This is a genomic window from Amycolatopsis thailandensis (genome assembly GCF_042723255.1).
Classification (GTDB): domain Bacteria; phylum Actinomycetota; class Actinomycetes; order Mycobacteriales; family Pseudonocardiaceae; genus Amycolatopsis; species Amycolatopsis thailandensis.
Genome location: NZ_JBHXJK010000085.1, coordinates 26,524 through 38,070 on the forward strand (window position 1 = coordinate 26,524; position 11,547 = coordinate 38,070).

Genomic DNA, 11,547 nt, shown 5'->3' on the forward strand with positions numbered 1-11,547 from the left:
AGGTTCCTCCCAGAATGCCCAACTCTGAACAAACTTGCTCATAAAGCAACAGGACGGGCTGGTGCCGGTCAAGAGCCGTTGGGATGGTGTTGGAAAATCACCGGAAGGTTGCGCCACCAGACCGGCGAGGTTCACCGGGCGAACTGTGCACGATGGAGTGTTCGCGTCACGGCCGGATCCGGGTGAGGATGGGGGCACGAGCACGAGGAGGAAGATCATGGTTTCGTCGGCGTCCGCGCGCAATCCGCTGTGGCACCCCTTCGCGGACATGGGAGCGGTCGACGGTGACCGGCTCGTCATCACCCGCGGTGAGGGTTCCTACGTCTGGGACGACGAGGGGAAGCGGTATTTCGACGCGACCGCGTCGCTCTGGTACGCGAACTTCGGGCACGGGCGCGAGGAGATCGCGCGGGCCGTCGCGGACCAGTTGCGGACGCTCGATTCGTACAACCTGTTCGGCTACAACGCCAACGAGCCCGCGCTGAAGCTCGCGGAACGGGTCTCCGCGCTGACGCCGGAGCCGGGTTCGAAGGTGTTCTTCGGTTCGGGCGGCGGCGACGTCGTCGACACGGCCGTCAAGATCGCCCGCTCGTACTTCGCGCACACCGGGCGCCCGGAGAAGGTGCACGTCATCGGGCGGGTGCAGGGGTATCACGGCACGCACGGGTTCGGCACGGCCGTCGGCGGCATCGCGGCCAACGCGGCGGGTTTCGGGCCGCTGCCGGGTGACATCTCGCACGTGCCCTACGACAGCGCCGAAGCGCTCGAAGCGGAGATCCTGCGGGTCGGCCCGGAGCGGGTCGCGGCGTTCTTCTGCGAACCGGTGATCGGCGCGGGCGGGGTCCTGCTGCCGCCGGACGGGTACATCGAAACGGTCGCCGAGATCTGCCACAGGCACGACGTGCTGTTCGTCGCGGACTGCGTGATCGCCGCGTTCGGGCGGTTGGGGACCTGGTTCGGGATCGACCGCTGGGCCGTGAAGCCGGACATGATCACGACCGCGAAGGGCATCACCGGCGGGACGATCCCGCTGGGCGCGCTGATCGTCGCGCCGAGGGTGGCCGAGCCGTTCTTCACCGGCGAGCCGGGCGCGCCGGTGCTGCGGCACGGCGCGACCTACGCGGGGCATCCGGTCGCGTGCGCTGCGGGCAACGCGACGCTGGACATCTACGAACGGGACGGGCTCATCCCGCGAGGGCGGGAGCTGGAGAAGCCGCTGGCCGACGCGCTTTCCGGACTGGTCTCGCATCCGCTGGTCGCCGAGGTCCGGGCCGGGCTGGGCTTCCTCGCCGCGGTCGAACTGAAGGCCGACGTCGTCGCGGCGAACCCCGGCGCGGCGAACCGGCTCCAGCGGCTGGCGCGGGACGAAGGCGTCCTGGTGCGGAACCTGGCCAAGGGGATCGCGGTCTCGCCGCCGCTGATCGCCGGGGAGGCCGAACTGGACCAGCTCGCGACGGCGCTGCCGCGCGCTCTGGACAAGCTCGTCTAGCCGGCTTCGACCGCGGAACCGCTCTCGTGCTCGCCGAGGAAACCGGCGACCTGTTCGAGGGCGTCCGCGGCTTCGGGCAGGAACGACCAGAACAGGTGGAAGACGTGCGTGCTGACCGGATACAGGTCGAAGCGCACGTCGAGCCCCTGCTCACGGGCCTGGTCGACGAAACGGCGCGTCTCGGGCAGGGTCACGTCTTCGGTGCCCGACTGGACGAGCAGCGGCGGCAGCCCGGACAGGTCGGCCTCGAAGATGTTCAGCAAAGGATCCGTCGGCGGGTGATCGCGGACGTAGAGCGAGAACCAGCGCGCGACCGGAGTTCCGCCCTCCGGCGGATCCAGCACGTCCACCACCGGGCACATCAGGACCACTTTGCCGGGCTGGGGCAAGCCTTCCTGTTTCACCTTGAGCAGCAGAGAGATGACCAGGCCGCCGCCGGCCGAGTCGCCGCTGATGGTCAGTTGCCCCGGCGCGTCGCCCTGGCCGAGCAGCCATCGGTAGGCGCGGAGCGCGTCCTCCAGCGCGGCGGGGAAGGGATGCTCCGGGGCGAGCCGGTAGTCGGGCACCAGGACGGCGGCGCCGGTCGCCGCCGCCAGCGCGCCCGCCAGCGGGCGGTAACCGAAGGCCGAACCCGCGATGTAGCCGCCTCCGTGCAGATGCAGCACGCTCGGCCGGCGCCCCGGCCCGGGCGCGACCACCAGTGAGGACACGCCGTCCGTTTGGACCGGCCGCACCACGGTCCCTTCCGGGACGGGGAGCTGCGCGTTGAAGGCTTCGAAAGCCTCGCGCATCGCCGCGAGGCCGCTTCCGCCGTCCTCGACCACCGAATTCCACAGCTGGGTGACCCGCGCGTTCACCTCGCCGCCGACGGATCGGGTGAGGGTGATCGCGTCGTCCATGTCGGACAGCAGCGGGAGCGAGGCACCGAGCAGTGCCTCGCCGGCGAGGGTCAGTTCGACGCGGTGGGTCGAGCGGCGCAGCAGCTGACAGCCGATCAGCTGCTCCAGCGCCTTGATCTGGCGGCTGAGGGCGGGCTGGGAGACGAACAGCCGGTTCGCGGCGCGGCTGAAGTTGAGTTCGTCGGCGACCGCGACGAACGCCCGCAGATGCTTGAGCTCGATCGCGTCGGCGGCCGAAGGCATGCCCAGCAGCCGCGGCCCGGCGGGACGTTCGGACATGGCGTCGAGTATCCCCGTCCGCTCCGTCCGCGGTGATGCGTTCCGCGCAAGAAGGTGATGCGGGATCGGTCTTTCCCTTCCCCCGCCCGCCCGTGACAAGGTTGGCCATGGCCGAAACAGCAGGTCAGCGCGTTGCCGAGTTGCGCATGCGGGACGGCGTCGCGCGGGTGCACTGGCCTTCCGGGCAGCGTGCCGCGGCGCCGTTGGTGCTCTGGTTCGCCCCGGACGGGGCAGGCGCCGAACGGGTCGCGGGCTGCGGGGCGGTGGTGATCGCCGCCGGACTGCCCGCGTTCCCGGCGGCGCGGGCCGTCCTGGAGTGGGCGGCGGCGCATCCCCGGAGCCTGGGGGCCTGCCCGGGGCCGGTGCTGGTCGCGGGTGAAGGACCGGGAGCCGACCTGGCAGCGCGCGTCGCGAAGTACGCGAGAGAGCAGGGCTGGCCGCCGGTCCGCGAGGTGGACGGCGGTCCCGGGGGTATCGCCGCCCACCTGGAGAAAACCCGACGAATCGTGGAGGAATGAACATGAACAAGGTCTTCACCGGCCTCGCCGTCTCGGTGGACGGCTTCATCAGCGGAAAGCTGCCCGAGGGAGCCGACGAGTTCGGAAGCGGGCTCGGCGACGCGCCGACGCTGTTCGACTGGTACTTCGACGGCGACACCCCGAGCGAGGTGTTCGACGGCTTCAAACTGAGCGAACCGAGCGCGCGGTTCTTCGACACCATCGCGAGCCGGATCGGCGCGATCGTCGTCGGGCGCACCACCTACGAGCACTCCGGCCGTTTCGGCGGTGGAAGTCCGCATCCGACGGCGCCGATGGTCCTCGTCAGCCATTGTCCCGTGCCCGAAGCGAGTGACCGGCAGACCGTGATCACCACCGGTGTCGAGGACGCCATCGTCGCGGCGCGCGAGATCGCCGGGACCAAGGACGTCGGCCTGATGGGCGGTGGTCTGGTCACCTCCGCGCTGGCCGCGGGGCTGGTCGACGAGGTGATCCTCCACCAGGTGCCCCTCCTGCTCGGCCGGGGCAGGAGGTTCTTCAACGAACTCCCGGAACACGTCGAACTCCGTCTGCTGCAAGCGATCCCGGCTCCGGGCGTGACCCACCTTCACTACGGTGTCGGCCGATGATCCTCGTCACCGGCGGGCTGGGCATGATCGGCGCCCACACCGCCCGCGCGCTCACCGACCTCGGCCACGACGTCGTGGTCACGGCTCATCGCCGCACCGAGGTCCCGTCGTTCCTCGAAGGCAAGGTGACCGTCGAACCCCTCGACGTCACCGATCGGGACGCCTTCCTGGCGCTCGCCGATCGCCACGACATCGGGGACATCGTCCACCTCGCCGGAACGATCCCCGGAGCGGACCCGGTCGGCTTCTTCCGCACGGACACCACCGCCCTGCTCAACGCGCTGGACGCCGCGCGCGCCTGGGGCGTCCGCAGATTCGCCGTCGCCGGCAGCCTCGGTGTCTACATCGGACAGACGGTTTCCCCTTGGCACGAGGAACTCGCCTTGCCGTCGGTGGAACTTCCTCATCTGATCATCGCCTTCAAGAAAGCGGTGGAGGCGCTGACGGTGCACGCCCTCGCGGGCAGCGGGGTCCAGCCGGTCGTGCTCCGGATCGGGAGTGTCTGGGGTCCGTTGATGGATCCGGAATCGCCGTTCAACCCCATTCCGCCGTACATCAGCGCCGTCCTCCGCGGCGAGAGGCCGTCGCCGCTGCTCGCCGATGACGGTGGCGACAGCTGCTACGCGCCTGACGCGGGGCGTGCGATCGCCTTGCTCATGACCGCTGAGAAGCTGCGGCACAGCACTTACAACGTGTCCCGCGGGCGGCCGTCGCTCAACCGCGAACTCACGGGAGCGCTGGAGGCTGTCATCCCCGGGCTTCGGCTGGACCTCCGGCCGGGAGGGGAGGCCGGACCGCATCTCGACATCTCCCGGCTCGCCGAGGAGACCGGCTTCGAGCCGGCTTTCGACGTCGAGGCGGCCGTCGCGGACTATGTCGCGTGGCGGGGGAGCAACTCGCGGTGAGCGCGAGTGGAGGGTGTGTGACGGGGGAGGATTTCGGACGTTGAGTGTCCGGATTCTTCCCCGCTCGGCTCCCGGCCGAGTCAGAAGAAGCAGGGCTTTCGCGGCCCGGCCTGAACTGGTCCGAGGGAGCAGATCGCGACTTCGACCGTCCACATGAGACACCCCTTCCAGTCGGAACGCCCGTTTTGGGCACTTTGCGTTGCTTTGTGAAGGAGTCGTGAGTGATAAAGATGGTTAGAACCCTCTTTATCACTCACGACCCCACGCAGAAAAGCCCATACGGGCATGAATCGGACGCTGAATCGCCGCTAGGTGTCCCATGTGGACACTCGGGCCGTGCCCGGCCCGCCGGCCAGTCCGAACCCTGCCCTCAAGGTAGCGAAGAAGGCCTGCTCGACAGGATCGACCATGCCGTATTTGACTTATCGCACAATAGAAAGCGCCAGCGGATCCACAACCTGAGGGCCTCACCACGAGAGATGCGATGAAGGGGTCTTTTGTTGCGGATTCCGCCACGAAAAAACCCAAGAAGTGACACCCCGCGTTGAGGCCCCGACAAGCGGGGCCTGACGCGCACGAGGGCCGCGCGCTCGGTCATGAAGGGAACAGCCGACGGGACCAGGTCCCTTCATGACACCCCCAGTGGCGGGCCCCCGTGGGCCCGCCTCAGGAGAGGCAGAGTTCGTTGCCTTCCGGGTCCGCGATCGTGATCCACTCGGTGGGCCCCTGCTTGCCGCGGTGCAGGAACGTCGCGCCGTTGGCGGTCAGCCGTTCGAGTTCGGCCTCGACCTTGTCCGCGCCCATCCGGATGTCGAGATGCAGGCGGTTCTTCACCGTCTTCTCCTCGGGCACCAGCTGGAAGAGGAACCGCTGCTTGGTCTCGGGGTGGACGATCGCCGCGCCGTCCTTCCAGACCAGGGCACCCTTGTGCGTGGTCGTCGCCTCTTCCTGGGCATACCCTTCCGCGACCATCTCGCGGATGAACTCCTCGTTGCTCCGCTCGACCTGCCAGCCGAGCATCTCGGCCCACCAGTCGGCGAGGTCGTGCGGGCGAGCGGAGTCCACGGTCACCTGGAAGTCATACGCCATACCGGCACATTAACGACCTGCCCCGACAATTCCGGGCGCTCATGCCCGCTGACCACGGTGAACCGCCATTTGTCGACCCCGCCGCCCATGATCTCGGCGTAGCGCCGGGCGCCGTCCGCGTTGGCGAAGCGCACCTGCTGACCGTTGGTGAGATGGGTGATCTTGACCGCCATCCGTGCCTCCCTGAAGTCCGGTGCCGGCCCGCGGAGCTTCCCCCTCCGGGGCCGGCGCGGACAGTAGAACACACGTTCGACTGCGGCGGCCAATCAGACCCCCCGCGCGGGTCATCGCCGCATGGTCACCCGCGGCCACGCGTCCAGCCCACGGGCGATTTCGCGGGCCCGGACGGCTCGCAGGCCCTCGGTCAGAGCCTCCTCGTCGAGGATCTCGAAGCCGAGCCGGGCGTAGTACGGCGCGTTCCACGGCACCTCGGCGTACGTCGTCAGCGTCAGCCCCGCGAGACCTTCGCGCGCGGCCCACTCCGCGACGTGCTCGATCAGCCGCCGTCCGAGGCCGCGCCGCGCGTGATCCGGATGGACGGACACCTGCTCGATGTGGCCGTGGCCGTCGACGACCTCGGCGAGCAGGTACGCCACCGGATCGTCGCCGGCGTCGTACACCCAGGCGCGGCCCGCGTTCCGGAAGCCCGCGAGGTCCTCGATCGACGGCGGGTCGTCGTCGGCGATCGCGGCCATGCCGAGCGCGCGGAACGGTTCGCCCGCCGCGCGCTCGATGTCTTGGAGCGCGGGCAGGTCCTCGGGTGCGGCGAGTCGGATCACGGATCGAGTTCTACCCCTTTGCGGCGCGCGAACGCGCGCGAATTAGAGGGAGAACGACGAAACGGCGCGGTGGATCCGGCTCGCGTACGACTGGAGCGTGACGATGGCGGCCCGTTTGGCGTCGTCGCTGATCCGGGTCGCCGGGGCGGCCAGGGTCAGCACCGCCGGCCGGTGCCCGGTGCTCGGGATCGGCACCGAGCACGACCAGACGCCTTCGTCCAGTTCGCCCCAGCTGACCGAATACCGGTTCGCCCCGGCGCGTTTGACCTCTTCCCGCACGCTCGGGCCGCGGCGCTGGACGATCGACGAGAGCCGCCTCTCGCGTTCGCCCTCCGGCAGCATGGCGAGCAGCATCTTGCCCGACGCGCCGGAGCCGAGCGGGACGGAATGGCCCGGCTGGAACGTGAACCGCATCGCGCGTTCGCATTCGACCCGGTCCGCGCAGACCGCGGAATCGCCGAAATGCTGGAACAGCAACACGGTCTCGCCGAGGTCGCGTGCCGCTTCCTCCATCGCCGGACGGGCCAGCCGGGCGAGGTCGTTCGCCAGTTGCGCGGCCCGGGCCAGTGGCATCACCTGGCTTGTCACGTGATAGCGACCGGTCTTTCCCTCCTCCAAGAGTTGAAGTTCCTTCAGTAGCGCGACATAGCGGTATGTCGTGGCCACCGGGGTGCCGATCCTCGCTGCGAGTTCGGCGACACTCGCGTCCCAACGGCGTTCCGAAAAGGAGAGCAGCAGCTGGAGTACCTTGCGTGAGCTGCTGGCGCCGGGGGTGCGTTTCGGGGGAGCGGTGTCCAGGGATCGTGCGGCAGGTGTCATCTCGACCTCTCGCCGGGGCAATCACAAAGAGTCAAGAACGTAGCACATTGTGTGAAATGCGGGCCAGGGACTTTGGTCCACGAACAAGCGGACTTCTTGCTAGGTTCGGACGATGGAAAAGCCATTGGCGGGCAAGATCGCGTTGGTCGCCGGGGCGACCCGCGGGGCCGGGCGGGGAATAGCGGTCCAGCTGGGTGCCGCCGGCGCGACAGTTTACGTGACCGGCCGGAGTACCGGTTCCCGGAGATCGGAAATGAATCGTCCGGAGACGATCGAGGAGACCGCCGCACTCGTCGACGAAGCGGGCGGGCACGGGATCGCGATCGCCGTCGACCATTTGGTGGCCGACGAGGTCCGCGAACTGGTGGAACGGATCGACGCCGAACAGGGCGCGCTGGACGTCCTGGTCAACGACATCTACGGCGCGCCCATCGAATGGGACAAGACCGTCTGGGAGTCCACTTTGGACACCGGGTTGCGGACGCTGCGGCTCGCCGTCGACACCCATGCCATCACCAGTCATTTCGCGCTCCCGCTCATGATCAGGAAGCCGGGAGGGCTGGTCGTGGAAGTCAACGACGGGACCACCGAATACAACTCGGGAAACTACCGCGTTTCCTTCTTCTACGACCTTGCCAAGACCGCGGTGAACCGGATGGCGTTCGCGCTCGCCCACGAATTGGCGCCACACGGCGGTACCGCTGTCGCGGTCACCCCTGGCTGGTTGCGGTCCGAAGCGATGCTCGACGCTTATCAGGTCACCGAAGAGAATTGGCGCGATGCCACTAAGGTGCAGCCCCATTTCGCCATTTCTGAAAGCCCGGCGTTCGTCGGGAGAGCGGTCGCGGCGCTGGCCGGTGACGGGGAAGTCGCCCGCTGGAACGGGAAGTCGGTGTCCAGCGGTGAATTGGCGCTGGAATACGGATTCACCGACCTCGACGGCAGCCGTCCCGAGTGCTGGCGCTATCTCGTCGAGGTCCAGGATCCCGGGAAACCGGCGGACGTCACCGGCTACCGCTGAGCCTCCCGTCGCAGGAACGGCGTGAGCAGGCCGGGCGCGGCCTGCTCCGCCGTCGCCAGCCCGGCCGATTCGCCGACGTCGACCACCTGATAACCGCCCCGGCCCGCCGCGATCGGGGCGGTCACGGTGATCAGGCCGGCGCGACGCTGGAAGAACGAGCGGCTGACGACGATCCCGGTGACCCCTTCGCGCCGGATCGCCACCGTCGCGCGCGCCAGCGAACCGGAACGGCTGACCAGGTAGCGCCCGACGATCGCGTGGCCGAGATTGCGGTAGGCGTCCCAGCCCACGAGCGCGGCGAACGGCACCAGGGCGAGCGCGACCTGCCACATCCACGCCGGCAGGAAGTCGATCCAGTACAGGCCGAACAGCACCGCCGCCAGGATCAGCACGCCACCGACCGTCCGGGTGAGCCGCCGGGTCAAGGCCCGTCGCGGATGCCGGTCCAGCGGCACGGTCGCCGGGTCGAAGTTCTCCCGCAGCACCTCGGCCGCGACCTCGTGGACCCGGCCGACGGGCGCGGGCGGGAGCAGGAGCCCGCCGCCCTTGTCCCCGCCTTTGCCCTCGCGCAGCCCGCCCGCGATCGCGGTGAGCCGTGCTCCGCCCGCGATCCGCAGCGGCAACGGTTCCTTGATCTCGACGCCGCGCAGCCGCTCTTCTTCGATGGACACCGAACGCGTGGTGATCAGCCCGCGCCGGACGTGCAGGGTGCCTTCGGTTTCACGGGTGAGCTTGAAGTTCCAGAACGAGAGCACGTAGCCGCCGACGGACAGCAGCGAGACGACCACCAGCAGGGCGACCGCCGCGACGACCACGATCAGCCACAGCGCGGTGTTCGCCAGATCGTCCATGAGGTCGCGAAGCGGCCCGACGTTCTCCGGGTCGATGTTCAGCTGGTGCGCGAAATGCCAGACGGCGGCGAACACCGCGCCCACCACGGCGAGCCCGGACAGGGTGAACGGCGCGTATCGCACCCACTTCCGGTCGACCTCCGCGACGACCTGCTCCGGCGGCGGCGCGGTCTCGGCTTCCGAGGCGACCTCCTTGCGGTGCAGGAGAACCGTGCGCAGCCGGTGCGCCTCGGTCTCGCTGACGGCGTCGAGCACCAGCTGGTCGCTGCTCGAGACCGCCGAATGCCGTCCGGTGCCGATGCGGACGGCGCTGAGGGAGAACAGGCGGTGCTTCGGCTCGGAGGTGACGTCGACCGTGCGGATCCGGTCCAGTGGGATCGCGCGATGCTTGCGCAGCAACAGGCCCGTGGTCCACTCCACCTGGCCTTCGGCGATGCGGTAACGCGAAGTGAGCACGTGCGAGATCCCGACGCACACGGTCAGCGCGGTGACGCCGAGCCCGATCCACTCCCAGCCGTTGCCGCGGCCGAGGAGCACCGTCCCGATCAGCACCGGCAGCGATTTGACGACGTCGAGTACCGGGCGGATCAGCAGCATCCGGCGGTCGAGGCGGTGCCACTGGCCGACTTCGACGTCCGGCGGTGCCTCGGTGCTCATGTGGCGTCACCCGCAGTGGCTTGCGTGGTCTTCGTGAGCGAAGCGGCCAGCGCCAGGGCGTCGGCGTGGTCGAGACCGGAGATCTTGACCGGACCCGCGGCCGACGCCGTCGTCACGGTGAGTTTCGCCAGCTTGAACAGCTGCTCGACCGGGTCGCGTTCGATGTCGACGGTCTGGATCCGCGAGATCGGCGCGATCCGCCAGTCCTGCTTGAGCCAGCCTTCCTGGGTGTACACGGCCTCGCCGGTGACCTCCCAGCGGTGGATCCGGTAGCGCCATTGCGGCATGACCAGCAGATGCAGTGGCGCGAGCACGCAGGAGATCGTCAGCGTCACCACGAGCCACGTCGGCGCGTCGTCGCTCGTGAACACGAACACGGCCTGCACGCCGACGAGGATCACCCAGCCGACCGCGGCCCACACCGTCCAGTAGCCGATGGCCCGGCGGCTGACCCGGTTGGCGGGCGGGCGCAGGGTGAGCCGTTCCGCCGTCGCTGTCTCTTCAATCACCCCTCCACCCTGCACCACCTCGGTGCGGACCGCCCACGACACCTGTCACGGGCCGATAGGATTCCTGCCACGCTCGGCGGAATGGATACCCCCTATCGGGGCGTTGCCACCCGTAGACGGTGGTAAGAACGAGACCTGGAGGATCTGGTGGCGCTGGACCCGGAAGACCTGTACGAGGTGGACTCGGACGTCCCTGACCTCGGCGGGGCCGTGCTCCTGCACTACTTCGACGGCTTCATGGACGCGGGCTCGGCAGGCAAGCTCGTCGCCGAGCACCTCCTGAACTCCTCCGAGCACCGCGTGATCGCGCGCCTCGACGTCGATCGCTTCCTCGACTACCGCTCGCGCCGCCCCACGATGACCTACTCCATCGACCACTGGGAGGACTACGACGCCCCCGAGCTGGTCGTCCACCTGCTGCACGACGTCGACGGCGTGCCGTTCCTGCTGCTCACCGGACCGGAACCGGACCACGGCTGGGAGTGGTTCTGCACGGCCGTGCGAAGCCTGGTCGAACGCTGGGGCGTCCGGCTCACCACCGGTTTCCACGGCATCCCGATGGGCGCGCCGCACACGCGCCCGCTCGGGGTGACCGCGCACGCGACGCGGGACGAACTGGTCGGCGACCACCGCCCGCTGCCCAACCGGATGCAGGTGCCGGGCAGCGCCGCCGCGCTGCTGGAGTTCCGGTTCGGCGAATGGGGACACGACGCGTCCGGGTTCGCCGCGCACGTGCCGTCCTACCTGGCGGACTCGACGTACCCGAGCGCCGCGCTGAATCTGCTCGGGGCCATCGCCGAGGCGACCGGGCTGAACCTGCCGGACGGCGATCTGCGGGAGGCCTCGCAGGAGGCGGAGGCCGAGATCGCCCGCCAGGTCGCCGGGTCGGAGAAGGTCGCCGACGTGGTGCGCGCGCTGGAGCAGCAGTACGACACCTTCATGGAGGCGTCCGGCAAGGAAAGCCTGCTCGCGGAGTCGGTCGAGCACATGCCGACCGCCGAGGAGCTGGGCAGCCAGTTCGAGCGGTTCCTGGCGGAGCAGAACGGCGGGGACGCTCCGGAGCGCTGATGGTTTAGCGCGTGAAGGCCTCCTTCCCTCGGCTGAGTCGTGGGATGGTGGCCTTC

General features: G+C 69.1%; 13 protein-coding genes. 6 read left to right on the top strand and 7 right to left on the bottom strand.

Annotated elements, in window-relative coordinates; translation table 11 throughout:
• The first annotated feature begins 217 nt into the window (after positions 1-217).
• Positions 218-1,489, top strand: a complete 1,272-nt coding sequence (locus ACFWMR_RS28590) for an aminotransferase family protein (protein ID WP_378380597.1) — start codon at positions 218-220, stop codon at positions 1,487-1,489.
• Here ACFWMR_RS28590 and ACFWMR_RS28595 read toward each other — a convergent pair.
• The gene (locus ACFWMR_RS28595; protein WP_378380598.1) at positions 1,486-2,667 is read right to left on the bottom strand and encodes an alpha/beta hydrolase fold domain-containing protein; all 1,182 of its coding nucleotides are present in this window, start codon (positions 2,665-2,667) and stop codon (positions 1,486-1,488) included. The genes ACFWMR_RS28590 and ACFWMR_RS28595 overlap by 4 nt on opposite strands.
• Before the next feature lie 107 nt (positions 2,668-2,774).
• Here ACFWMR_RS28595 and ACFWMR_RS28600 point away from each other — a divergent pair, with 107 nt between their 5' ends.
• Genes ACFWMR_RS28600 through ACFWMR_RS28610 form a run of 3 tightly spaced genes read left to right on the top strand, consistent with a single transcriptional unit; the run spans position 2,775 to position 4,698 of the window.
• On the top strand, positions 2,775-3,185 hold the full coding sequence (locus ACFWMR_RS28600; protein ID WP_093932793.1) for an alpha/beta hydrolase fold domain-containing protein: 411 nt from the start codon (positions 2,775-2,777) through the stop codon (positions 3,183-3,185).
• A 2-nt stretch (positions 3,186-3,187) separates the two neighbouring features.
• Positions 3,188-3,793 carry a dihydrofolate reductase family protein gene (locus ACFWMR_RS28605; protein ID WP_378278641.1) on the top strand — a complete coding sequence of 202 codons (606 nt, stop codon included), beginning with the start codon at positions 3,188-3,190 and terminating at the stop codon, positions 3,791-3,793.
• Positions 3,790-4,698 carry an NAD-dependent epimerase/dehydratase family protein gene (locus ACFWMR_RS28610; protein WP_378380599.1) on the top strand — a complete coding sequence of 303 codons (909 nt, stop codon included), beginning with the start codon at positions 3,790-3,792 and terminating at the stop codon, positions 4,696-4,698. Before ACFWMR_RS28605 ends, ACFWMR_RS28610 begins: the two co-directional genes overlap by 4 nt.
• Before the next feature lie 666 nt (positions 4,699-5,364).
• Here the strand turns inward: ACFWMR_RS28610 and ACFWMR_RS28615 are convergent.
• The 4 genes from ACFWMR_RS28615 to ACFWMR_RS28630 form a co-directional block, all read right to left on the bottom strand.
• The gene (locus tag ACFWMR_RS28615; RefSeq protein ID WP_378380600.1) at positions 5,365-5,787 is read right to left on the bottom strand and encodes a VOC family protein; all 423 of its coding nucleotides are present in this window, start codon (positions 5,785-5,787) and stop codon (positions 5,365-5,367) included.
• Positions 5,766-5,960: a hypothetical protein gene (locus ACFWMR_RS28620; protein WP_378380601.1), complete on the bottom strand. Its 195-nt coding sequence runs from the start codon at positions 5,958-5,960 to the stop codon at positions 5,766-5,768. The genes ACFWMR_RS28615 and ACFWMR_RS28620 overlap by 22 nt, the downstream gene beginning before the upstream one ends.
• Positions 5,961-6,071: 111 nt before the next feature.
• A complete protein-coding gene (locus tag ACFWMR_RS28625) occupies positions 6,072-6,566 on the bottom strand; it encodes a GNAT family N-acetyltransferase (protein WP_378380602.1) in 495 nt (164 codons plus the stop codon).
• 42 nt (positions 6,567-6,608) lie between these two features.
• Complete coding sequence (locus ACFWMR_RS28630; protein ID WP_093932799.1) at positions 6,609-7,385, bottom strand: IclR family transcriptional regulator; 777 nt, start codon at positions 7,383-7,385, stop codon at positions 6,609-6,611.
• A gap of 112 nt (positions 7,386-7,497) precedes the next feature.
• On the opposite strand from ACFWMR_RS28630, the gene ACFWMR_RS28635 reads away from it, so the two are divergent.
• Positions 7,498-8,406: an SDR family oxidoreductase gene (locus ACFWMR_RS28635; RefSeq protein ID WP_093932800.1), complete on the top strand. Its 909-nt coding sequence runs from the start codon at positions 7,498-7,500 to the stop codon at positions 8,404-8,406.
• Here the strand turns inward: ACFWMR_RS28635 and ACFWMR_RS28640 are convergent.
• Together ACFWMR_RS28640 and ACFWMR_RS28645 are read right to left on the bottom strand one after the other, a co-directional pair.
• On the bottom strand, positions 8,397-9,914 hold the full coding sequence (locus ACFWMR_RS28640) for a PH domain-containing protein (protein ID WP_378380603.1): 1,518 nt from the start codon (positions 9,912-9,914) through the stop codon (positions 8,397-8,399). The genes ACFWMR_RS28635 and ACFWMR_RS28640 overlap by 10 nt on opposite strands.
• Complete coding sequence (locus tag ACFWMR_RS28645; protein WP_378380604.1) at positions 9,911-10,465, bottom strand: PH domain-containing protein; 555 nt, start codon at positions 10,463-10,465, stop codon at positions 9,911-9,913. The genes ACFWMR_RS28640 and ACFWMR_RS28645 overlap by 4 nt, the downstream gene beginning before the upstream one ends.
• Before the next feature lie 105 nt (positions 10,466-10,570).
• Between ACFWMR_RS28645 and ACFWMR_RS28650 the strand changes: the two genes are divergently transcribed.
• Positions 10,571-11,491: a proteasome assembly chaperone family protein gene (locus ACFWMR_RS28650; protein WP_378380605.1), complete on the top strand. Its 921-nt coding sequence runs from the start codon at positions 10,571-10,573 to the stop codon at positions 11,489-11,491.
• The last annotated feature ends 56 nt before the right edge of the window (positions 11,492-11,547 follow it).